This is a genomic window from Pseudomonas sp. SMV71, from assembly GCF_052042015.1.
In the GTDB taxonomy this organism is placed as follows: Bacteria; Pseudomonadota; Gammaproteobacteria; order Pseudomonadales; family Pseudomonadaceae; genus Aquipseudomonas.
Genome location: NZ_JBKGGU010000024.1, coordinates 63708 through 85388, shown reverse-complemented (window position 1 = coordinate 85388; position 21681 = coordinate 63708). Strand labels below are relative to the sequence as shown.

At 61.0% G+C, this 21681-nt stretch carries 19 protein-coding genes and 1 riboswitch; of the genes, 12 read left to right on the top strand and 7 right to left on the bottom strand.

Features of this window, described 5'->3' with window-relative positions:
* Positions 1 to 95 precede the first annotated feature (95 nt).
* Positions 96 to 318: riboswitch (cobalamin riboswitch) on the top strand.
* Positions 319 to 418: 100 nt separating this feature from the next.
* The 4 genes from ACLEJQ_RS22000 to cobM all read left to right on the top strand — a co-directional run bounded on the left by ACLEJQ_RS22000 (position 419) and on the right by cobM (position 2540).
* The gene (locus ACLEJQ_RS22000; RefSeq protein WP_440798401.1) at positions 419 to 607 is read left to right on the top strand and encodes a CbtB domain-containing protein; all 189 of its coding nucleotides are present in this window, start codon (positions 419 to 421) and stop codon (positions 605 to 607) included.
* Positions 608 to 618: 11 nt separating this feature from the next.
* Positions 619 to 1314 (top strand): CbtA family protein, encoded by a 696-nt coding sequence (locus ACLEJQ_RS21995; RefSeq protein ID WP_440798399.1) that lies wholly within the window; start codon positions 619 to 621, stop codon positions 1312 to 1314.
* Positions 1311 to 1715, top strand: a complete 405-nt coding sequence (locus ACLEJQ_RS21990) for a cobalamin biosynthesis protein (protein WP_440798397.1) — start codon at positions 1311 to 1313, stop codon at positions 1713 to 1715. Before ACLEJQ_RS21995 ends, ACLEJQ_RS21990 begins: the two co-directional genes overlap by 4 nt.
* 78 nt (positions 1716 to 1793) lie before the next feature.
* Positions 1794 to 2540: a precorrin-4 C(11)-methyltransferase gene (gene cobM, locus ACLEJQ_RS21985; protein ID WP_440798395.1), complete on the top strand. Its 747-nt coding sequence runs from the start codon at positions 1794 to 1796 to the stop codon at positions 2538 to 2540.
* A gap of 206 nt (positions 2541 to 2746) precedes the next feature.
* Here the strand turns inward: cobM and nfuA are convergent, their stop codons facing one another.
* Positions 2747 to 3331 (bottom strand): Fe-S biogenesis protein NfuA, encoded by a 585-nt coding sequence (gene nfuA / locus ACLEJQ_RS21980; RefSeq protein WP_024781251.1) that lies wholly within the window; start codon positions 3329 to 3331, stop codon positions 2747 to 2749.
* 113 nt (positions 3332 to 3444) lie between these two features.
* On the bottom strand, positions 3445 to 5736 hold the full coding sequence (locus ACLEJQ_RS21975; RefSeq protein WP_440798393.1) for a fatty acid cis/trans isomerase: 2292 nt from the start codon (positions 5734 to 5736) through the stop codon (positions 3445 to 3447).
* 156 nt (positions 5737 to 5892) lie between these two features.
* Here ACLEJQ_RS21975 and metH point away from each other — a divergent pair, with 156 nt between their 5' ends.
* Positions 5893 to 9603, top strand: a complete 3711-nt coding sequence (gene metH / locus ACLEJQ_RS21970; protein ID WP_440798391.1) for a methionine synthase — start codon at positions 5893 to 5895, stop codon at positions 9601 to 9603.
* A 125-nt stretch (positions 9604 to 9728) separates the two neighbouring features.
* Here the strand turns inward: metH and ACLEJQ_RS21965 are convergent, their stop codons facing one another.
* Entirely contained in the window at positions 9729 to 11192 is a 1464-nt protein-coding gene (locus tag ACLEJQ_RS21965) for a reprolysin-like metallopeptidase (RefSeq protein ID WP_440798389.1), read from the bottom strand.
* Positions 11193 to 11418: 226 nt separating this feature from the next.
* On the opposite strand from ACLEJQ_RS21965, the gene ACLEJQ_RS21960 reads away from it, so the two are divergent.
* The 3 genes from ACLEJQ_RS21960 (at position 11419) to ACLEJQ_RS21950 (ending at position 14319) form a co-directional block, all read left to right on the top strand.
* Positions 11419 to 11637, top strand: coding sequence for a DUF2970 domain-containing protein (locus ACLEJQ_RS21960; protein ID WP_440798387.1), 219 nt, complete (start codon positions 11419 to 11421; stop codon positions 11635 to 11637).
* Between the two features lie 545 nt (positions 11638 to 12182).
* A complete protein-coding gene (locus ACLEJQ_RS21955; RefSeq protein WP_440798385.1) occupies positions 12183 to 13841 on the top strand; it encodes a nitrite/sulfite reductase in 1659 nt (552 codons plus the stop codon).
* Positions 13825 to 14319, top strand: coding sequence for a DUF934 domain-containing protein (locus tag ACLEJQ_RS21950; protein ID WP_440798383.1), 495 nt, complete (start codon positions 13825 to 13827; stop codon positions 14317 to 14319). The genes ACLEJQ_RS21955 and ACLEJQ_RS21950 overlap by 17 nt, the downstream gene beginning before the upstream one ends.
* A 184-nt stretch (positions 14320 to 14503) precedes the next feature.
* On the opposite strand, the gene sohB is transcribed toward ACLEJQ_RS21950, so the two are convergent.
* A complete protein-coding gene (gene sohB, locus ACLEJQ_RS21945) occupies positions 14504 to 15535 on the bottom strand; it encodes a protease SohB (RefSeq protein WP_440798381.1) in 1032 nt (343 codons plus the stop codon).
* 262 nt (positions 15536 to 15797) lie between these two features.
* Here sohB and ACLEJQ_RS21940 point away from each other — a divergent pair, with 262 nt between their 5' ends.
* From ACLEJQ_RS21940 to ACLEJQ_RS21930, 3 genes are all read left to right on the top strand, one after another.
* On the top strand, positions 15798 to 16508 hold the full coding sequence (locus ACLEJQ_RS21940; RefSeq protein ID WP_440798379.1) for a histidine phosphatase family protein: 711 nt from the start codon (positions 15798 to 15800) through the stop codon (positions 16506 to 16508).
* 53 nt (positions 16509 to 16561) lie between these two features.
* The gene (locus ACLEJQ_RS21935) at positions 16562 to 16876 is read left to right on the top strand and encodes an SCP2 sterol-binding domain-containing protein (protein WP_440798377.1); all 315 of its coding nucleotides are present in this window, start codon (positions 16562 to 16564) and stop codon (positions 16874 to 16876) included.
* A 213-nt stretch (positions 16877 to 17089) separates the two neighbouring features.
* Positions 17090 to 17953: a LysR family transcriptional regulator gene (locus ACLEJQ_RS21930; RefSeq protein WP_440798375.1), complete on the top strand. Its 864-nt coding sequence runs from the start codon at positions 17090 to 17092 to the stop codon at positions 17951 to 17953.
* A gap of 109 nt (positions 17954 to 18062) precedes the next feature.
* Here ACLEJQ_RS21930 and ACLEJQ_RS21925 read toward each other — a convergent pair whose 3' ends face one another.
* Positions 18063 to 18299: a YdcH family protein gene (locus ACLEJQ_RS21925; protein WP_440798374.1), complete on the bottom strand. Its 237-nt coding sequence runs from the start codon at positions 18297 to 18299 to the stop codon at positions 18063 to 18065.
* A gap of 229 nt (positions 18300 to 18528) precedes the next feature.
* Between ACLEJQ_RS21925 and ACLEJQ_RS21920 the strand changes: the two genes are divergently transcribed.
* Positions 18529 to 19050 (top strand): DUF4142 domain-containing protein, encoded by a 522-nt coding sequence (locus tag ACLEJQ_RS21920; RefSeq protein WP_440798372.1) that lies wholly within the window; start codon positions 18529 to 18531, stop codon positions 19048 to 19050.
* A gap of 59 nt (positions 19051 to 19109) precedes the next feature.
* On the opposite strand, the gene ACLEJQ_RS21915 is transcribed toward ACLEJQ_RS21920, so the two are convergent.
* Positions 19110 to 19391: a hypothetical protein gene (locus tag ACLEJQ_RS21915; RefSeq protein ID WP_440798370.1), complete on the bottom strand. Its 282-nt coding sequence runs from the start codon at positions 19389 to 19391 to the stop codon at positions 19110 to 19112.
* 97 nt (positions 19392 to 19488) lie between these two features.
* Complete coding sequence (locus ACLEJQ_RS21910) at positions 19489 to 21600, bottom strand: ATP-binding protein (RefSeq protein ID WP_440798368.1); 2112 nt, start codon at positions 21598 to 21600, stop codon at positions 19489 to 19491.
* Between the last annotated feature and the right edge of the window lie 81 nt (positions 21601 to 21681).

Sequence of the window (21681 nt, the reverse complement as noted above, 5' to 3'; positions counted from 1 at the left end):
GGTGGACCTCGTTGTGGAGAGGGAGCTTGCTCCCTCGCCACAAAAGCCTGCTCGTCTGCCCTTGTACATTGACGCCCCGCCCCCACCCATGCTCTCCTGTGCACCTAGTTACGGGTGCCCTTCACAGGGTGAAACGGGAAACCGGTGAATCGTGTGCTTTACTTCAAGGCCACGTCAGTCCGGTGCTGCCCCCGCAACGGTAAGCGAGCGAAGCGTCTGATCCACTGTGTCCGATGATATGGGAAGGTGACGCTTGCAGGCACGGCCCAGGCCCTGCCCCTCGCGAGCCCGGAGACCGGCCCATGACACATACTCAACAAACCCGCGGTGGGCGGGCGCTGTTCGAACCTTGGCGGGCTGTCGCCCGGGGTTTCATCGCGCTCACGCCATCCACTGGACAAAAACAGAGGGAAGCGCCATGTCGACCATCAGCAGCACCGCCCGCTCCGCCAGCAATACCACGACCCTGAGCCAACGCCTGAGCGCGGCCATCCTCGCCTCGATCATGGGCGCCGCCCTCGTGTACTTCGCCGGCTTCTCCCATATCGAAGCCGTGCATAACGCAGCCCACGATACCCGCCACAGCGCCGCCTTCCCCTGCCACTGAGACCTGACGCCATGTTCAAGCGAATCGCCCAGACTGCCGGGTTCAGCGGATTGCTGGCCGCACTGCTGTTGACACTCCTGCAAAGCTTCTGGGTGTCGCCATTGATTCTGCAGGCCGAAACCTACGAAAAGGCCCCGGCCGCCGAAGTCCATCAACACGCCGACGGCGTCGCTCATACCCATGATGCCGAGGCCTGGGAGCCGGAAGACGGCTGGCAGCGCGTGCTCTCCACCACCGGCGGCAATCTGGTGGTAGCAGTGGGCTTCGCCCTGATGCTCGCGGGCCTCTACACCTTGCGTGCGCCGACTCGCACGTCCCATGGCGTGCTTTGGGGCCTGGCCGGCTATGCGACGTTCGTCCTGGCGCCGACCCTAGGCCTGCCGCCGGAGTTGCCCGGTACAGCCGCCGCGGATCTGGCCCAGCGGCAGATGTGGTGGATCGGCACGGCGGCGTCTACCGCTGTGGGCATCGCCCTGATCGCCTTCGGCAAACATTGGCTGCTCAAGCTGCTGGGGCTGGCGACGTTGCTGGTGCCCCACGTCATCGGCGCACCGCAGCCGGAAGTCCACTCGATGCTGGCGCCCGAGGCGCTGGAGAGCCAGTTCATGATCGCCTCGCAACTGACCAACGTGGCGTTCTGGCTGGCATTGGGCCTGATCAGCACCTGGCTGTTTCGCCGCGCCGATCAAGCCCATCACGACGCATGAGCAACGGGCCGATCCTGGTGGTCGGCCTGGGCTGCCAGCGCGGCTGCCCGGCCAGCACGCTGCGGGCCTTGCTCGAGCAGACGTTGCTGGCCCACCGTATCGAGCAGCATCAGCTCCAGGCCTTGGCAAGCATTGATCTCAAGCGTGACGAACCGGGGTTGCTGGCACTGGCCGAGCAACTGGTACTGCCGCTGGTCTGCTTCAGCGCCGAACAGCTGGTCGACTATCAGCACCGGCTCACGCATCGTTCCGAGATCGCCTTCGAGCGTACCGGCTGCTACGGCGTCGCCGAAAGCGCGGCCCTGGCCCTGGCCGACCGCCTGGGGACGGCGTCCGCAACGCTACGGGTCTCTCGCCAGCGAGGGACCGGCAGCACGTTGGCATTGGCGCAAGTATCGTAAAATCCGATAATCCGTCTTCGGGATCATGAGCGATCTTCATCTGGGCAACGCCCATTCAACTTTTCAATGGAGCCGGTCATGACCGTTTACTTCATCGGCGCCGGCCCCGGCGACCCGGAACTCATCACGGTCAAAGGCCAGCGGCTGATCCGCCGTTGTCCGGTCATTATCTATGCGGGCTCCCTAGTGCCGGCCGCCGTACTCGAGGGGCATAGCGCCGAACAGGTGATCAACAGCGCCGAACTGCACCTTGAGCAGATCATCGAGTTGATTCGAACGGCCCACCTCAACGGCCAGGACGTGGCCCGGGTGCACTCCGGCGACCCGAGCCTGTATGGCGCCATTGGTGAGCAGATTCGTTGCTTGCGAGAACTGGGCATTCCTTTCGAGATCATCCCCGGCGTTACCGCAACCTCAGCCTGCGCCGCCCTGCTGGGCACCGAGCTGACCTTGCCTGACGTTTCCCAGAGCGTGATCCTCACCCGTTATGCGGACAAGACCCAGATGCCCGCTGGAGAAGAACTGGGCAGCCTGGCACGTCACGGCGCGACCCTGGCGATCCACCTGGGGGTCAATCATCTGGAAAAAATCGTCGACGAGCTGCTGCCCCACTACGGCGCGGATTGCCCGATCGCCGTGATCCATCGGGCGACCTGGCCGGACCAGGATTGGGTGATGGGGACGTTGGCGGACATCGCCGCAAGAGTGCAGGCCAAGGGCTTTCGCCGCACGGCGCTGATTCTGGTGGGACGAGTGCTGGGCAACGATGTGTTCAGCGACTCATCGCTCTACCGCGCCGGGCATGCCCATCTCTACAGGCCTTGACCCGTCAGCCGATCAGCACAACTCCCTTGTGGGAGCGGGCTTGCTCGCGAAAGCGGTGGGTCAGCCTGCATCGATGTTGACTGTGCTGACGACTTCGCGAGCAAGCCCGCTCCCACAGGGGGTCGGGGTGGCCGCAAATTATGTATCCACCACAGATCCTGTGGGAGCGAGCCTGCTCGCGATAGCGGCAGGCCGGCCTGCCGCTATCAGTAGTAAGCGTTTTCTTTCTGGGTGTGGTCGGTCACGTCGCGTACACCCTTGAGTTCTGGGATGCGCTCAAGCAAGGTGCGCTCGATACCTTCCTTCAAGGTCACATCGGCCTGGCCGCAGCCCTGGCAGCCGCCGCCGAACTGGAGCACGGCGATGCCGTCTTCCACCACATCGATCAGCGAAACCTGCCCGCCGTGGCTGGCAAGCCCCGGGTTGATTTCGGTTTGCAGGTAATAATTGATGCGCTCGTTGATCGGGCTGTCGGCGTTGACCATCGGCACCTTGGCGTTCGGCGCCTTGATGGTCAGTTGGCCGCCCATGCGATCAGTGGCGTAGTCGACGACCGCATCGTCCAGGAATGCCTCGCTGAACGAATCGATGTACGCGGTGAAGCTCTTGAGCCCCAGCGCGGTGTCTTCTGGTTTTTCTTCCCCGGGCTTGCAGTAGGCAATGCATGTCTCAGCGTACTGGGTACCGGGCTGGGTAATGAAGATGCGGATCCCGATCCCCGGAGTGTTCTGCTTGGACAGCAGGTCGGCCAGGTAATCGTGGGCGGCATCGGTAATCGTAATGGCGGTCATGGAAACTCCTCACAGGCTTGCCGGCAGTTTACGCCAATCGTCGCGCCGGACAAAGTCCTAGTATTTTTGTCAGGAAAGCAGACAACGGCGCAAGGTGCGCCGCCGCCCTCTGATCAGAGATTCTGATAGCGATTCATGTCCAGCACACCGGCCTCCAGGGGCTCGGTCTCATGGATGTACTGGCTCAAGTCATGGAAGTAGACCCAGAACTGCGGATGGCTGCGGCGAATGCCCCAGCGCTCGACGATCCGCTCGAAAGCCTGCTCATCCTGGGCGCTCTCCATCGCGTCAACGAACGCCGGCACCTGTGCGGCCGGGAGGTTGAAGATGAAATTCGGATAGCTGCTGAGCACGCCCGGATAAACCGTCAAGGTGTCCAGCCCCGGCTGGTAGCGCATCTCCTCGCCCAGCAGGAACGCTACGTTGCTGTGGGCACGGTTGCGCATCAGGCTGTAGATCTCTCGATGACCACTGGCGGTTTCGACACGCAGCATCGTCGCTTCCGGCAACTGGTTGATCACGCTGAGCCCCGCCGCCGGACGCGACACCAGGCGACTGAGGGCCTGTTCGGCATTCTGCAAGGCGGGATCGATGTTCGGGCGCGAGCAATAAGCGCCGTCGCAGCGATTGATCGGATCAGGGCGGGCGTTCAAATCGCCATAGCGGACCAGCAGTTGCCGGGCAAAATCACGTTTCGGGTCGTGCTCGTCAAGCTTCAGGGCGGTGGGCTTGTCATCGTCGATGGCCTCGTAATCGAGCCACATCTTGAATTGCCCGCCCGCCTGGTACCAATCGTTCAGGTAGCCTTCCCGGGAGTCGGCCGGCATCAGACGCAGGAAGTTCTGCTCCGCGCCGTTGCGGATCAGGTCGAAGTAAAGCCGGGTCTGGGCCTGGTGGGACACATTGCCAAAAACATCGAAATTCACCGCCAGTTGATAATAAGTGCGCTCCAGCAACGGGAAGTCGAACAGCCACATGGTCTGCGGCACTTCGCCAATCAGGCCCTTGGTGACCGAGGCGCTGTCGAAATGCCGGAAGATGCTCAGCAATGCGTTGTCGTTACCGGCCCACAACGTCGACCAGCTCGGTGCCGGCAGGTCGGCGTAATTGTCACGGCGCAGGGCTTCGTACTCGTTGCGCTTGTCCCGGTAGGCGACCCACAGGCTCAAGACGCTGCCGACATCGTCATTCTGTCCCGGCATCGCCAGCAACGGCGTGGCCTGACCGCGGTAGTTCGGGTCGGTGATATACAGGTCGTGCTCCGGGGCCTGGAACAGCGCCCAGAAGTTGTCGCGGATCACGTCGGTGGCAATCTGGCCCCGGCACACCGGCCCGCGGATGAAGGTGCGCACGAAATACTCGGCGTTATCGAGCATGAACTGATAACGGGCCTGGGCCGGGATCGCTTCGAAGGTCGAAAACGGATTGGCCCGGCGCTCCGGGCCATAGCCCGGCAAGGCGCTGACTTGCCATTTGCCGCTGTAGAACAGGCTCTTGACCCGCGCCATCTTCGCCGCGCTCAAGCCATAGGTGATATGCGTCTTGTGTACGATCACCCCTTGCACCGGCCACAGCCGGTAATACACGCGGGTGCCCGGGTCGTCGTTCGGACGACGCGTATTGATCAGGTCGATGGGCTGGCCGGTTGGCGTGCGCGAACGCACCCACTGGAAGAAATGCCCAGGCTCGCCGTCCTTGAAATAGATGTGCGCCAGGAACCAGTGTTCGTACAGCCAGCGCGCCACCAGGCTTTCCCGAGCCCCGGGCGCGTTAAGCAGATTTTCCCATTGCACCACCTGCAAGGCTTCGGCGGCGCTCGGCGCCAGGGCCTGCTGGTCGATAGGCGCACCCGCCGCCAGCCAGCGCTGCAGCGTCTGGTATTGCTGGTCGGTCAGGCCGGTCACGGCCAGGGGCATGCCCTCCTTGGGATGGGCAGCGGCGTATTCGGCGAACTGCCCCGGCATCGGGCAACTGTTGTCTCGGTTGAGCCCCAGCACGATGTCCGCAGGCAACTTGGCGTTGGGCTGCAATGGCGCGCTGTGCCCCAGCTCCAGCATCTGCGCCATCAACGCCGCCTGGCTGCCCTGGGCGTCGAGTACCGAGTAGAAACCCTTCTGCTGCCAGGCACGCTTACCGGAAGCGTCATAGAACAAGCGCGTCGGGGCGGCAGCCTGGCGGCGCTCACCGTCATACACCGACAGCTTGCTCGCGCCACGGGACGCGCCTTCGCCGCTGCCCAGGTTCAGCTGGCAGGCAGAGTCGTAGCAAGCATGACAGGCCACGCATTTTTCCGTGAAGATCGGCTGGATGTCGCGTGTGTAGGAAAGCGCTGGGGCTGGATCCTTCGCTACTGCGGTGAAAGACAACAGCAGCAACAGACTGCCGAATAAGACGCGGTACGGCATGTCTTAGGTCCTGGGAGAGAGTGTGGCGATTCTACCGGGCCAGCATCGCCTTGCAAACATGAGCGATATTCATGAAAAAGGCCGGTACGATCAAATCCTGCGCAGGTTTGCTATGATCCGTGGCTTCGTAACGATCCTTTTTTTCCAGGTAGTCCTATGTCTGATCGCAGCGCTCGCCTTTATCTTCTCCAGCAAGCCCTCAAGGAACGCATCCTGATCCTTGACGGCGGCATGGGCACGATGATCCAGAGCTACAAGCTGGAGGAACAGGACTACCGCGGCAAGCGCTTCGCCGACTGGCCGAGCGACGTCAAGGGCAACAACGACCTGCTGGTGCTGACCCGCCCGGACGTGATCGGCGCTATCGAAAAAGCCTACCTGGATGCCGGCGCCGACATCCTGGAAACCAATACTTTCAACGCCACCCAGGTATCCCAGGCCGACTACGGCATGCAAGGCCTGGCCTACGAACTGAACCTGGAAGGCGCGCGCCTGGCCCGCAAGGTGGCCGACGCCAAGACCCTGGAAACCCCGGACAAGCCACGCTTCGTCGCCGGCGTACTCGGCCCGACCAGCCGCACCTGCTCGCTGTCGCCGGACGTGAACAACCCCGGCTACCGCAACGTGACCTTCGATGAATTGGTGGAAAACTACACCGAAGCCACCAAAGGCCTGATCGAAGGCGGTGCCGACCTGATCCTGATCGAAACCATCTTCGACACGCTGAATGCCAAGGCGGCGATTTTTGCCGTGCAGGGCGTGTACGAAGAATTGGGCGTCGAGCTGCCGATCATGATTTCCGGCACCATCACCGACGCTTCCGGCCGCACTCTTTCGGGCCAGACCACCGAAGCCTTCTGGAACTCCGTGGCCCACGCCAAGCCGATTTCCGTCGGCCTGAACTGCGCCCTGGGTGCCAGCGAACTGCGCCCGTACCTGGAAGAGCTGTCGAACAAGGCCAGCACCCACGTCTCCGCGCACCCGAACGCCGGCCTGCCCAACGAATTCGGCGAGTACGACGAACTGCCGGTAGACACCGCCAAGGTCATCGAAGAATTTGCCCAGAGCGGCTTCCTCAACATCGTCGGCGGCTGCTGCGGCACCACCCCGGCGCACATCGAAGCCATCGCCAAAGCCGTGGCCGGCTATGCACCACGGCAGATTCCGCAAATCCCGCGGGCCTGCCGCCTGTCGGGCCTGGAACCGTTCACCATCGATCGCAACTCGTTGTTCGTCAACGTCGGCGAGCGGACCAACATCACCGGTTCCGCCAAGTTCGCCCGCCTGATTCGCGAAGACAACTACACCGAAGCCCTGGAAGTGGCCTTGCAACAGGTCGAGGCCGGCGCCCAGGTGATCGACATCAACATGGACGAGGGCATGCTCGATTCGAAGAAGGCCATGGTGACCTTCCTCAATCTGATCGCTGGCGAACCGGACATCTCCCGCGTGCCGATCATGATCGACTCCTCCAAATGGGAAGTGATCGAAGCCGGCCTCAAGTGCATCCAGGGCAAGGGCATCGTCAACTCCATCAGCATGAAGGAAGGCGTCGAGCAGTTCATCCATCACGCCAGGCTGTGCAAGCGCTACGGCGCCGCCGTGGTGGTGATGGCCTTTGACGAAGCCGGCCAGGCCGACACCGAGGCGCGCAAGAAGGAAATCTGCAAGCGCTCCTATGACATCCTGGTCAATGAGGTAGGCTTTCCGCCGGAAGACATCATTTTCGACCCGAACATCTTCGCCGTCGCCACCGGCATCGAAGAGCACAACAACTACGCCGTGGACTTCATCAACGCCTGCGCCTACATCCGCGACGAACTGCCCTACGCGTTGACCTCCGGTGGCGTGTCCAACGTGTCGTTCTCGTTCCGCGGCAACAACCCGGTGCGCGAGGCGATTCACTCGGTGTTCCTGCTGTATGCGATCCGTGCGGGCCTGACCATGGGCATCGTCAACGCCGGCCAACTGGAGATCTACGACCAGATCCCGCAGGAACTGCGCGATGCGGTAGAAGACGTGATCCTCAACCGCACCCCCGAAGGCACCGACGCCCTGCTCGCCATCGCTGACAAGTACAAGGGCGACGGCAGCGTCAAGGAAGCGGAAACCGAAGAGTGGCGCGGCTGGGACGTCAACAAGCGCCTGGAACACGCGCTGGTCAAGGGCATCACCACCCACATCGTCGAGGACACCGAAGAATCGCGCCTGTCGTTCGCCCGGCCGATCGAGGTCATCGAAGGCCCGCTGATGGCCGGCATGAACATCGTCGGCGACTTGTTCGGCGCCGGCAAAATGTTCCTGCCCCAGGTGGTGAAATCCGCCCGGGTGATGAAGCAGGCCGTGGCCCACCTGATTCCGTTCATCGAGGCGGAAAAAGGCGACAAGCCGGAAGCCAAGGGCAAGATCCTGATGGCGACGGTCAAGGGCGACGTCCATGACATCGGCAAGAACATCGTTGGCGTCGTATTGGGGTGCAACGGCTATGACATTGTCGACCTGGGCGTCATGGTGCCGGCTGAGAAGATCCTGCAGGTGGCCAAGGACGAGAAATGCGACATCATCGGCCTGTCCGGACTGATCACCCCGTCCCTGGATGAAATGGTGCACGTCGCGCGCGAAATGCAGCGCCAGGATTTCCACCTGCCATTGATGATCGGCGGTGCGACGACCTCCAAGGCCCACACCGCAGTGAAAATCGACCCCAAGTACAGCAACGACGCAGTGGTCTATGTCACCGACGCCTCTCGTGCGGTCGGTGTCGCCACCCAGTTGCTGTCCAAGGAGCTCAAGCCGGCGTTTGTCGAGAAGACCCGCCTGGAATACGCCGACGTGCGTGAGCGCACCGCCAATCGCAGCGCCCGCACCGAGCGCCTGAGCTACCCGGCCGCCGTGGCGAAGAAGCCGCAGTTCGACTGGAGCGGCTACCAACCGGTCAAGCCGACCTTCACCGGTGCCAAGGTGTTGGACGACATCGACCTGAACGTGCTCGTCGACTACATCGACTGGACGCCGTTCTTCATTTCCTGGGACCTGGCCGGCAAATTCCCGCGCATCCTCACCGACGAAGTGGTCGGCGAAGCCGCCACCGCGCTCTACGCCGATGCCCAGGCCATGCTGCGCAAGCTGATCGACGAGAAACTCATCAGCGCCCGCGCCGTGTTCGGCTTCTGGCCGGCCAACCAGGTGCATGACGACGACCTGGAAGTCTACGGCGACGACGGCAAGCCCCTGGCCCGCCTGCATCACCTGCGCCAGCAGATCATCAAGACCGACGGCAAGCCGAACTTCTCCCTGGCCGACTTCGTCGCGCCCAAGGAAAGCGGCGTGACCGACTATGTGGGCGGTTTCATCACCACCGCCGGTATCGGCGCCGAGGAAGTGGCCAAGGCCTACCAGGACGCCGGCGACGACTACAACTCGATCATGGTCAAGGCCCTCGCCGACCGTCTCGCCGAGGCCTGCGCCGAATGGCTGCACCAACAAGTGCGCAAGAACTATTGGGGCTATGCCCAGGACGAAAGCCTGGATAACGAAGCGCTGATCAAGGAGCAATACACCGGCATCCGCCCTGCTCCAGGCTACCCGGCCTGCCCGGACCACACCGAAAAAGCCACTTTGTTCCGCCTGCTCGACCCCGAGGCCAGCGAACTCAAGGCCGGCCGCAGCGGTGTGTTCCTCACCGAACACTACGCCATGTTCCCGGCGGCGGCCGTCAGCGGCTGGTACTTCGCCCATCCCCAGGCGCAATACTTCGCCGTGGGCAAGATCGACAAGGACCAGGTGCAGAGTTATACCGCGCGCAAGGGTCAGGACTTGAGCGTGACCGAGCGTTGGCTGGCGCCGAATTTGGGGTATGACAACTAAGCCGATCGAGTTGGCATGCTCTCCACATAAAACCTTGGGTGCATGTGGAGAGCATCATGGACGAACCCGCTGAAAACAACGCCCCTGGCAAATGCTTTATATAGCCGAGACGTAAAGCGAGCATCCTACTTCCTGACTGATACCGCGATATTGATAGGTATCTTCCAGCTGGCGACTTTCGGGCTTCTGGCTTCAAGTTGTAGAAAGCCATTGTAATAACCTGCCCGTACCGGATTATCCTCAGGCCTATAGAGTATTCGAAGACTCATTGCCCGCTCGCTTGCACAATTAGTGACATTCATATTCGTTTCGCAGACCCCACGCACGCGCTGCGCTTTCAGGAGTACAGCGACATCGTTTCCGCCCGCATTTCGCAGCGGCACAGTAAGTTGGGTCCAGGTACTGGTTGGAAGCGATATCAAGTCAACGGGACCTACGGACGAGTTCAATGCAACGACACCCGCTTCGAATAAGGTTGTCGGCAATGGAATGTCCAGCTCTGACATCGCTTGTGATGATGCCCCGGACGGGCTGACAAGCATCATGCGCAAACCCGGTAATTCTGGATTATAGCTTACCAGCCGATTCGTATTCTCTCGCCAAACGCGAGCCATATCGGCGGTTCGAGCATTGCCCAACGGTAAACCATGGGCATCCTTCAGCATCGGGTTTGAATAATACGGGGCGCGAGTTCCATAACACAAACTGGTTTTGGTCTTACCATTATCATGACCAAAATTATAATTGACCCCGTCTTGCTCCCAACAATGCCGGCCACCCGCGTTGTGCCCAAGCTCATGGGCAAACGTGTCGGATACGGATGAAGTCCAACCCAGAGTACTGGTATAACCGGGTCTATAAGCCCTCCCAGCATTACCACCGTCCCATCCGCCAAAAGCGGCATTTAAATCGGTCCTGTACATGCGCCTATAGGGACCCAATAGGGTCTGCCAGCTTGCCAGTCCCTCGTCTGAAGTACTGTAGGGCACATCAAATACGTTAACAGCGGCAAGCCGCAGGGAAACATCAGCAACCAGCGAATTTCGTAATCTGAGATTGACTTCCTCGACCTGCAGAAACGCGAATGCGACGGGATCCACCGACATTCTACTCAGCGCATAGGCGGAATAGGCCATCAACAAGTCAATGTAGCGATGTTCTTCTGATACCGTCGTATCATGGCCCATCGGCTCTTGAGTTTCGATGTAGTCCGACTGCCTGGAGTCATTCGCCGGGGCCGTCGTGAACGTACTGGCACCTTGCGCGTCTACACGGAGCAAACCGCTCCCGCTGGGCTCATCGACCCTCGCGATGACCGAACCGTCAGGCGACCTGACCACGACAAGCGAACCTGTATCGCCGTCGCGAGTGTACAAATTGCCGCTTTCTATCGTGTACCCCTGCTCAATCTTGATCGCCGAACGCTCAAAGCGTGCACCGCCTATCGCCTCGGCATACACGCTTGCAGACGTCGCTTGTGGCGAATGTTCCTGACTATCGTTGTCCGCGTTGACGAGGATGGGCAGCGCAAACACAAGCGCTGCCAAACAGGAAAACCCCGCCGCTGCGAACGAGTTTCCAGTGTTCATGGCGTATGTCCTTTGTGGCTGACAAGCACCATGAGACTGATCGCATCGCAGCGGGACGGCTACTGTCAGAAGTGTCAGTAGCGACATGAGCTCACAGACATTAGATTGCGTCATTAACCTCGACCGGGGCAAACCAACGAGGCTTCTTGTTCGTTGACGGCGAAGCTGCCGCAGGCTGCGATCTTTTGTCTATGCTTATCCAAGCCCCATGGTAGACGAGGGATTTATGGACGACCCAATCGACAACAAGCCACCTACCCTGTTGCAGATGATGCACAGCGTGCTGGCCGCCGCGTTTGGCGTGCAGAGTGGCAAGAACCGCGCCCGTGACTTCACCCACGGCAAACCGAGTCACTTCGTGATGCTGGGAATCGCCTTCACGGTGATCTTCGCCCTGACGCTGTTTGGCATCGTCAAGCTGGTGGTGCATCTGGCGGGGATGTAAGCAACCAATTGCAACGCATATCCCTGTGGGAGCGAGCTTGCTCGCGATAGCGATTTGTCAGTCGGCCTCTGTATTGACTGAACCATCGCTATCGCGAGCAAGCTCGCTCCCACAGGTTCTTCATTGCGTTGGACAACCGATTATTGGTGGCTGACCCAGAACACCGCCGTGCCCACCACCAGGATAATCAGGAACAGAATGGCCCAGGCATCAACGGTACTGTCGCTTTTCCTTGCTTTGGTCGGATTGCTCATTGCATCGCCTCTTGTCGGTTTTGTAGGTGATTGCATAGGGACTCGACCACAGTTAAGACGATGATTGCCCGTACGACAAATGTGGGTTAGCCAATAATCAATCTCATTAGTCGATTTGGTTCTTTACATATACTCAAACATCACTTTTGCGCATAACTCAAAACAGGTATCGTGCACCGGCTCCTTTAGGAGTGCGCGGCCGTGCGCGCAGAATTGCCGAGGCAGAACCCGATTCCAGCGAGCCAATACGCAGCTGTTTCTGATCGGCCCAAGCCTGAGACCGAGACTTATATGTACGTATATGACGAGTACGATCAGCGGATCATCGAGGACCGCGTCAAGCAGTTCCGTGATCAGACCCGACGCTACCTGGCAGGCGAGCTGAGCGAAGAAGAATTCCGCCCTCTGCGCCTGCAGAATGGCCTCTACATCCAGCGTTTCGCCCCGATGCTGCGGGTGGCCGTACCTTATGGCCAGTTGAACTCGCGTCAGGTGCGCAAGCTGGCCCAGATCGCCCGGGACTATGACAAGGGCTACGCCCACATCAGTACCCGCCAGAACGTGCAGTACAACTGGCCGGCCCTGGAAGACGTGCCCGATATCCTGGCTGAACTGGCGACCGTGCAGATGCACGCGATCCAGACCAGCGGCAACTGCCTGCGCAACGTCACCACCGACCAGTTCGCCGGGGTGTCGGCCGACGAGCTGATCGACCCGCGTCCGTGGTGCGAGATCGTGCGCCAGTGGACCACCTTCCACCCTGAATTCGCCTACCTGCCGCGCAAGTTCAAAATCGCCATCAATGGTTCGAGCTCGGACCGTGCAGCCATCGAAGTCCACGACATCGGCCTGGAGGCGGTCTATAACGCCGCCGGCGAGCTGGGCTTCCGCGTCCTGGTCGGCGGCGGCCTGGGCCGTACGCCAGTGGTCGGCGCGTTCATCAACGAGTTCCTGCCGTGGCAGGACCTGTTGAGCTACCTCGACGCCATCCTGCGGGTCTACAACCGCTATGGGCGTCGCGACAACAAATACAAGGCGCGGATCAAGATTCTGGTCAAGGCCCTGACACCGGAAGTGTTCGCCGAGAAGGTCGAAGCTGAAATGGTTCACCTGCGCGGCGGCCAGACCACCCTGACCGAAGCCGAAGTCCATCGCGTCGCCAGGCATTTCGTCGATCCGCAGTACAAGGCCCTGAGCAATCAGGACGCCGAGCTGGCCGCGCTCGACCAGGATCACCCGGGCTTCGCCCGCTGGCGTGCCCGCAACACCCTGGCCCACAAGAAGCCGGGCTATGTCGCGGTGACCCTGTCGCTGAAACCCACCGGCGTTGCGCCGGGCGACATCACCGACAAGCAGTTGGACGCAGTGGCCGACCTGGCCGACCGCTACAGCTTCGGCCACCTGCGTACTTCCCACGAACAGAACATCATTCTGGCGGACGTCGAACAGAGCCAGTTGTTCACCCTGTGGGGCGAGCTGCGCGAGCAAGGCTTCGCCACCCCGAACATCGGCCTGCTGACCGACATCATCTGCTGCCCGGGCGGCGATTTCTGCTCCCTGGCCAATGCCAAGTCGATCCCTATCGCCGAATCGATCCAGCGCCGTTTCGATGACCTGGACTACCTGTTCGACATCGGCGAGCTGGACCTGAACATTTCCGGTTGCATGAACGCCTGCGGCCACCACCACGTCGGCCACATCGGCATCCTGGGCGTGGACAAGAAAGGCGAAGAGTTCTACCAGGTTTCCCTGGGTGGCAGTGGTTCCCGTGGCGCCAGCCTGGGCAAGATCCTCGGCCCTTCGTTTGCCCAGGATGACATGCCGGACGTGATCGAAAAGCTGATCGACGTGTACATTGAACAACGTACCGAAGACGAACGCTTCATCGACACCTACCAACGTATTGGCATCGACCTCTTCAAGGAACGCGTCTATGCAGCGAATCATTAAGAACAACGAGGTCATCGACGAAACCTGGCATCTGCTGCCCAAGGACGCGACCCTCGATGGCATTTCCAACTGCGATGACCTGATCGTTCCCCTGGCCCTGTGGCGTGATCACGCCCGCGCACTCAAAGTCCGCGACGGCGGCCTGGGTGTGTGGCTGGACGCTGATGAGGAAGCGGAAGAAATCGGTGAAGACGCCAACCAGTTGCAGGTCATTGCCCTGAACTTCCCGGCCTTCACCGACGGACGCAGTTACTCCAACGCCCGCCTGCTGCGCGAGCGCTATGGTTTCAAGGGTGAGTTGCGGGCGATTGGCGACGTACTGCGCGACCAGCTCTTCTACATGCGCCGCTGCGGTTTCGACGCCTTTGCCTTGCGCGCCGACAAGGATCCGTACGAGGCCCTCGAAAGCCTCAAGGACTTCTCTGTGACGTACCAGGCGGCCACTGACGAACCGCTGCCGCTGTTTCGTCGTCGCTGAGATTGCGCCAATGAAAAGCCCTGGGCCGGGTAATCCGGTCCAGGGCTTTTTCATTTTGTGTACCGAAGCCACCTGTGGGAGCGAGCTTGCTCGCGATGCCGTAGACCAACCACATTGATGCTGGATGTACCGCCATCATCGCGAGCAAGCTCGCTCCCACAAGGGATTGGTGGTGAGGCCAGGATTACCAGAACCGCTGCTGTGTCAGGCGGCTCCACCAGCTCAGCAGCACGCGGTCCACCGACCCGCTGGCCGCCATGCCGATGCGTTCCTGCAGGCTTTTGCGTTCGGCATAGTGCAGGTGGTACAACTCCGCGCCCTTGGCCCGTTCGGCGAGGTATTCATCGCTGGTTTTCAGCTCGTCCACCAAGCCTTTGCCCAGCGCCGCGACACCCAGCCAGACTTCACCGGTCGCCACTTCATCGATATCCAACTGCGGGCGATAGTTGGAAACGAAGTTCTTGAACAACTCATGGGTGATGTCCAGATCCTCCTGGAATTTCTCCCGGCCCTTCTCGGTGTTCTCGCCGAACACCGTCAACGTGCGCTTGTACTCACCGGCGGTCAGCACTTCAAAATCGATGTCGTGCTTTTTCAGCAACCGGTTGACGTTAGGCAACTGGGCGACGACGCCGATGGAGCCCAGGATCGCGAACGGGGCGCTGATGATCTTCTCACCGATGCACGCCATCATGTAGCCGCCGCTGGCCGCGACCTTGTCGATGCACACCGTCAGCGGCACGCCAGCCTGACGGATCCGCGCCAGTTGCGACGAGGCCAGCCCGTAGCTATGCACCATGCCACCGCCGCTTTCCAGGCGCAGCACCACTTCATCCTTGGGGGTTGCGAGGGTCAGCAGCGCAGTGATTTCATGGCGCAGGCTCTCGGTAGCCGAAGCCTTGATGTCGCCGTCGAAATCCAGCACGAATACCCGAGCCTTGGCGGCTGGCTTGGCCTTCTGTTTCTTCTCGGCCTTTTCGGCCTTGCCCTCGGTCTTGCGCAGGGCCTTGAGCTGGTCTTTGTCCAGCAACGTCTGCTCCAGGCGCTCACGCAGGCCTTTGTAGAAGTCGTTGAGCTTGCTCACCTGCAACTGCCCGGCCGACTTGCGCCGGCCCTTGCTGCGCAACGCAGCGAAACTGGCCAGCACCACCAGGATGGCGAGCACCAGTGTCACGGTCTTGGCCAGAAAACTGGCGTATTCGATGAAGAACTCCACAATGGCTCCTAGTCAATTCAACACACCCCTCACATCGGGTGTCGATCGCTCCCAGCATACTCATGCGCCCGTCTCGCGACCAGCCATGAAACCTGCGGTTACCTTGGCGTTGCGAAAATCAGCGCCTATGCTCCAAGTCGGATGAACGCTGGCGCCGAAGGCTGTAAACAGGCATTTCAAACAAGCGTATGTTTTTTCATTGACAGCTCACGGCCATCCTCATAACCTCGCCAGACCTTCAACGTACCGGGATGACGCGGACGTGGGCAGCATCTATCTGATTCGACATGGCCAGGCCTCCTTTGGTGCGGACGACTACGATGTCCTTTCGCCCAACGGCGTGCGCCAGGCGCAAGTGCTGGGCGATCACCTGGCAGAGCTGGGTATCGTGTTTGACCGCTGCCTCTCGGGCGACCTGCGTCGCCAGCAGGACACCGCCACAGGCGCGCTGGGCCAGATGGCCGCCGCCGGACTGCCGGTGCCCACGCTGGAAATCGACGCTGCGTTCAACGAGTTCGACGCCGATGCCGTTATCCGTGCCCTGTTGCCCGACATGCTCCCCGAAGAACCCGAAGCGCTGGAGACCCTGCGCAATGCCGCGCAGCACCGCGCCGAGTTCCAACGCATCTTCGCCTTGATCGTCGAACGTTGGCTCAGCGGCCGCTACGATCCGCCCGGACTGGAAAGCTGGCTGGGTTTCGTCGAGCGCGTCCAGGCCGGTCTCTCGCGGATCCTGGAGCAGGCCGACACCTCGCAGAAAATCGCCGTATTCACCTCCGGCGGCACCATCACCGCCCTGCTCCACCTGATTACCCGGATACCCGCCAGACAGGCCTTCGAACTGAACTGGCAAATCGTCAACACCTCGCTCAACCACCTGAAATTCAGGGGCAGCGAGGTTGCCCTGGCTTCTTTCAACGCTCATGCCCACTTGCAGCTGTTGAAGACCCCGGACCTCATCACCTTTCGCTGAGGCCGAATTACCGCAGACCCTTGCTGTATTCAACCCAAATAAGGATCGACACCATGACCTCCGTAGCCGACGCCGTACAAGCCATGAAAGCCAAGTTCAACCCAGCTGCCGCTGCCGGCCTGGACCTGGTCTTCGGTTTTTGCATCGACGAATCCAAGTATTTCTCGCTGATCGTCAAGGACAGCACCTGCGAGCTGCGCGAAGGTGAAAACCCGGACGCCCAGGTGACATTGGTGATGGACGGCGAAACCCTGGAAGGCATCGTCGATGGCAGCACTGACGGCATGCAGGCCTTCATGTCCGGCAAACTGCGCACCGAAGGCGACATGATGCTGGCGATGAAACTGTCCGAGCTGTTCCCAGGCTAAGACGCGCTTGCGTTCATCGCGAGCCTTTCGACTGCAACGAATCCCGCCCCTGTGGCGGGATTCGTGTTTCTGGATGTGATGCCGCTCACTCGAGGATTATTCACTCCCTCGCCACGGGGTCGGTGGTGTTCCTGGATGACGCTCTGACGATTGCAGGTATCGAGCCCGCCCGGCAGCTTTTACAATGCCCGCTCCTCCCGCAACGGCCTGAACATGGACATCGACCTCGCCCGCACCTTCCTGGAAATTGTCCGCCACGGCAGTCTCGCCGCCGCGGCCGAAAAGCTGCATGTCACCCAGACGGCGATTACCGCTCGGGTCCAGAAGCTCGAAAGCCAGCTCGGCTGTGCGTTGTTCGTACGCAACCGAGCCGGCGCACGGTTGACCACCGACGGCGAGGCCTTTGTGGTCTATGCCAACCAGCTCGTTCAAACCTGGGAAGCGGCCCGTCGAGACCTGCCGTTGCCCGAGGGTTATCGCAACGTCTTGCATCTGGGTGGCGAGGTCAGCCTGTGCAATCCCCTGATGCTGGCCTGGGCCGGGGCGCTGCGTCAGAAGATTCCCGGCCACGCGCTGCGCATGGACGTGCGCGACGGCGAGAAACTGCTGCAACAGCTGGAGCTGGGCCTGCTGGATGCCGCAGTGGTCTATCAGCCCGAATATTGGCCGCGGTTGCAGGTGGAACAACTGCTGGAAGAGAAACTCATTCTGGTGCGCCTGGCCGCCCGCCCCGAACCTTATGTTTACATCGACTGGAGCAGCGACTTCCGGCGCCAGCACGACACCGCGCTGCCGGACAAGGCGAAGGCCGCCGTGACCTTCAACCTCGGCCCGCTGGCCTTGCAGTACATTCTGGCGAATGGCGGCAGCGGCTACTTCCGCACCCGGGTGGTGCAGAGCTACCTGGACAGCGGCATTCTGGAACGGGTACCCAAGGCGCCGGAATTCAACTACCCGACCTATCTGGTGTACCCCCGGGACCGGGACTCTGCGGCTTTGCAGCAGGCATTCGAGGTGCTGCGCGAGATCGTCAGGAGCGGGAGCGACTGGTCGCAGCGCTGGGATCCGTTGAGCTGAGGGGCCGGTTGTGGGGGGCCGCTTCGCGGCCCAGCGGGAGCAAGCTCCCTCGCCACAGGGTCACCATTAGCCAGAGAGCCCCTCTTCGCCGGAGGGGCCTTGGCGATGGTCACTTTTGCAATTGCATCACGATTTTGTCCTTCACCAGCAGGCGTTTCTTTTTGAGGGTCTCGAGAGCATCGTCGGGCAAACCGGCAGAGGATGGTTTCTCGGCGTCCACCACCTCGGCGTCAAGCTGGGAGTATTTTTGAAGTAACGAGTCGAGCCGTGGATCCTCGCTGCGTTTTTGCTGGATGTGATCTTTTGTGCATTTGAGATCCTGGCACAAATCGTGGGTCACTGGCATGGAACACCTCCTTTGGTTGATCGCGGCAGACGCCTTTGCGGTTCCCGCTTGCGGCACTTGTCGATTATCAGGATGGCCTCGCCGGGCCCGTTCTGTCGACCACCCATCCGACCAGCGGTGACCGTTCGTCGTCCCGTATCGCTTTGCGATCAAACCTTTACCCGCGCGTTGCCCTCCATTGAACAGAGACGACATGAATCGCTCTTATAACCTGTTTGGAGACTTATTTATGGACGGATTCACCCTGCGTCAGCTCGGCCTGGCAGTTGCCCTCAGTACCAGCATGGGCGCCGCCTGGGCCGCGTCTTCCAACGACTTCGTCGACAACGCGGCGGCCGGTGGCATCGCGGAAATCGAGACCAGCAAACTGGCGCTGGAAAAAAGCGCCTCGGCGGACGTCAAGGAGTTCGCCAACAAGATGATCACCGATCACACCAAGGCCAATCAGGAACTGATGGCGCTGGCGAAAAAGCACGACATCGAGGTGCCTGACGAAACCACGCTGGTGAAGAAAGCCAAGGCCAAGATTCTCGACATGCGCGACGAGTCCTTCGATGCAGCCTATGCCAATAACCAGGTCAAGGCCCACGAAGAAACCATCGCCCTCTTCAAGAAAGAAGCCGAGACCGTGACCGACGACAAAAAGGCGGGCAACACCGAACTCAAGGCATTCGCCCAGAAGATGCTGCCTGACCTGCAGCATCACCTGGATGCGGCCAAGAAGCTTCAGGCGGCTCACCCAAGCAAATAACACAAGCGCTGCAAAAAAGGCCGCCTTCCCAGGAAGGCGGCCTTTTTTTGGCCTGTTGGCTAGCCGCCGTCGGTGTCGATGTCGGCATCGGTGCTGTCGTCGGATTCCGGACGATCCGGGTCCGGCTCAAAGCCTGGGCTGAACGTATTGTCGTTATCCTGATGATGATTCTTCTGGTCGACCTCGCTGGCCGCGCTCTGGGCCTGGTCCGCCCCGGCCGGGCTGACCGGTTGGCTGCTCGACGGGGCGCCCGCCCCCTGGGGATCGATGGCCGGGTCGTTGCGCGGGGACGCGGTTTGCGTCTGGCCTTGTTGCTGAGTGTTTGCAGGATCGTCGCTCATGGGGACACCTCTTCATGACAGCGCCGGGTCAATGGCCGGCCTTGTTCATTCGAAGGGAGCGCAACGGCTTCGGTTCCATTTGTTTGCAGCATGTCCCTCAGCCGCTGAGCACCGAGCGCACCATCTGTTTGAGCGCGTCGGGCCCGTAGGGTTTGCTCAGCAGATGGGTGTCGGGGCTTAGCAGGTGGTTGCGGGAAATGATGTCGCGGGTATGTCCCGAAGTGAACAGCACCGGCACCGGTGGCGTCTGCACCTTGGCCCAGGCCGCCAGGTCCGAGCTCTTGATCAGCCCCGGCATGACCACGTCGGTGAAAATCAGATCCACCGCAACCCCATCGAGCAGCAGCTTCATGGCTTCATCACCATTGGCGGCCGTGAGAGTCCGGTAGCCGGACTGCTCCAGCAGTTCCACCGAGGCACTGCGCACCTCGGCATTGTCCTCCACCACCAGGATCGTCTCTTGCCCACCGGGCTGGAGCGGCTCCAGCAACGCCTCATCCCTGGCTTCCGGCTGGAGGCTGCGGGGAAAATACATCTGCGCCCGGGTGCCCTCGCCCAGGAGGCTGGAAATCTCGATATGCCCGCCGCTCTGCTTGACGAACCCGAAGACCATGCTCAGGCCCAGCCCGGTGCCCTGGCCGTCTGTCTTGGTGGTGAAGAAAGGTTCGAACACCTGATTCAGGATGTCGGGGGGCATGCCCGCGCCGTGATCGATTACCGACAGCCGCACATAGTCACCCGCCGGGATGTCCTTGCCGGCACACGACGCCTCATCGAGGACCACGTTCTCGCCGATCATCCGGATGATGCCCTCGCCGCTCATGGCATCACGGGCATTGATCGCCAGGTTCAACAGCGCGTTTTCCAGTTGGTTGCGATCGACATGAATGCACCAGGGGTCGTCGGGCAAGGCCACTTCGATCTGAATGGTTTCGCCCAGGGCCCGCTGCAGCAATTCGGCCATGCCATCAAAGATGCGCCCTGGATTATAGACCGCCGGTGACAAGGGCTGGCGACGAGCGAATGCCAGCAGTTGCGATGAGAGTTTGGCCCCCCGCTCCACGGCTTCAATGGCCGCGCCGACCCTTCGCTGCACATTGCGGTTGTCGGGCTCGTGGCGCGCCAGCAGGTGCAGGTTGCTGGCAATCACTTGCAGCAGGTTGTTGAAGTCATGGGCCACGCCGCCGGTGAGTCCGCCGATGGACTCAAGTTTCTGCGCCTGACGCAGCTGCTCTTCCGCGGTCAAGCGTGCCCGCACCTCGTCGGCGACACGCTGCTCCAGGTTGCGTGTGAACTTCAGCAGTGACGCTTCAGCTGTCTTGCGCTCATTGATATCAATCAGCACGCCCGGGAAACGCAAAGGCAGTCCCTGCGCATCGAACTCACATCGACCGCTGGCCTGAACCCACAGGTAATCACCGTCCGGGCGCCGTATGCGGTATTCCGAGCTGTAGGGTATGCCGGTGCGCAAAGTCAGCTCGACCCGTTGGTTCACTTCTTCAAGGTCGTCCGGGTGGATGCTCTGGCGGGCAATCCCGATGGGCAATGCGTCCAGGGAACAATCCGCCGGATAATTGAAGGTACGTGCGAAACGTTCATCGCCCGACAACGCGTCATTGGGAATATCCCAGACAAATGAGCCAAGCAATGGCCCGGCCGAGAGCGCCAATTGGATACGCTCGTTGACGGCCCGGTAACGCCGCTCCGCCTCCTGCCGGGCCCGCTCGCTCAATACGCGCTCGGTGGTCTCCACGACAATCGCCAACACGCCGGCCGGTGTCTGGTCATCGTCCGGCACGGGGCTGTAGTACAGATCCATCCAGACGTCTTCGGGCTTGCCGTCGCGCAGCAGCACCAGTTCCTTGCTGCGGTAGGACAAGGTATCGCCGGCCAGGCAGACGTCCAGCACATGACGGTTGAAGTCCGCCACTTCCGGCCAGCCCAGCTCCACCGCGCAGCCCAGCAGGTACGGATGGCGGCCACCGGCGAACTCGGCATAGGCATCGTTGTAGATCATGAAGCCCTGGCGACCCCACAGCATCACCATCGGCAAGGGGGACGCCAGCAAAACCTGAACAGCGCTGCGCAAGCTGGCGGACCACTGTTCGATAGGACCAAGCTCGGTCAGGCTCCAGTCGTACGCCCGGATACGCCGGGCCATTTCACCACCCCATCCAGGGCACCCGTGATTCTGGGTTAGAAACTGCATAGGTCGACTCTGAGCCTCGAAATGCCTGCGGGGAATCGGCATGCAAAAGTTACTTGCGATCAGAGCTTCGAGCGCGACGCT

Bases quoted from the DNA above. Each gene is read 5' to 3' on its own strand.
- ACLEJQ_RS21990 (WP_440798397.1), top strand. From the start codon at position 1,311: ATGAGCAACGGGCCGATCCTGGTGGTCGGCCTGGGCTGCCAGCGCGGC.
- metH (WP_440798391.1), top strand. From the start codon at position 5,893: ATGTCTGATCGCAGCGCTCGCCTTTATCTTCTCCAGCAAGCCCTCAAG.
- ACLEJQ_RS21955 (WP_440798385.1), top strand. From the start codon at position 12,183: ATGTACGTATATGACGAGTACGATCAGCGGATCATCGAGGACCGCGTC.
- ACLEJQ_RS21915 (WP_440798370.1), bottom strand. From the start codon at position 19,391: ATGAGCGACGATCCTGCAAACACTCAGCAACAAGGCCAGACGCAAACC.
- cobM (WP_440798395.1), top strand. From the start codon at position 1,794: ATGACCGTTTACTTCATCGGCGCCGGCCCCGGCGACCCGGAACTCATC.
- ACLEJQ_RS21930 (WP_440798375.1), top strand. From the start codon at position 17,090: ATGGACATCGACCTCGCCCGCACCTTCCTGGAAATTGTCCGCCACGGC.
- ACLEJQ_RS22000 (WP_440798401.1), top strand. From the start codon at position 419: ATGTCGACCATCAGCAGCACCGCCCGCTCCGCCAGCAATACCACGACC.
- ACLEJQ_RS21995 (WP_440798399.1), top strand. From the start codon at position 619: ATGTTCAAGCGAATCGCCCAGACTGCCGGGTTCAGCGGATTGCTGGCC.
- ACLEJQ_RS21910 (WP_440798368.1), bottom strand. From the start codon at position 21,600: ATGCAGTTTCTAACCCAGAATCACGGGTGCCCTGGATGGGGTGGTGAA.
- ACLEJQ_RS21920 (WP_440798372.1), top strand. From the start codon at position 18,529: ATGGACGGATTCACCCTGCGTCAGCTCGGCCTGGCAGTTGCCCTCAGT.
- ACLEJQ_RS21950 (WP_440798383.1), top strand. From the start codon at position 13,825: ATGCAGCGAATCATTAAGAACAACGAGGTCATCGACGAAACCTGGCAT.
- nfuA (WP_024781251.1), bottom strand. From the start codon at position 3,331: ATGACCGCCATTACGATTACCGATGCCGCCCACGATTACCTGGCCGAC.
- ACLEJQ_RS21935 (WP_440798377.1), top strand. From the start codon at position 16,562: ATGACCTCCGTAGCCGACGCCGTACAAGCCATGAAAGCCAAGTTCAAC.
- ACLEJQ_RS21925 (WP_440798374.1), bottom strand. From the start codon at position 18,299: ATGCCAGTGACCCACGATTTGTGCCAGGATCTCAAATGCACAAAAGAT.
- ACLEJQ_RS21975 (WP_440798393.1), bottom strand. From the start codon at position 5,736: ATGCCGTACCGCGTCTTATTCGGCAGTCTGTTGCTGCTGTTGTCTTTC.
- ACLEJQ_RS21960 (WP_440798387.1), top strand. From the start codon at position 11,419: ATGGACGACCCAATCGACAACAAGCCACCTACCCTGTTGCAGATGATG.
- ACLEJQ_RS21965 (WP_440798389.1), bottom strand. From the start codon at position 11,192: ATGAACACTGGAAACTCGTTCGCAGCGGCGGGGTTTTCCTGTTTGGCA.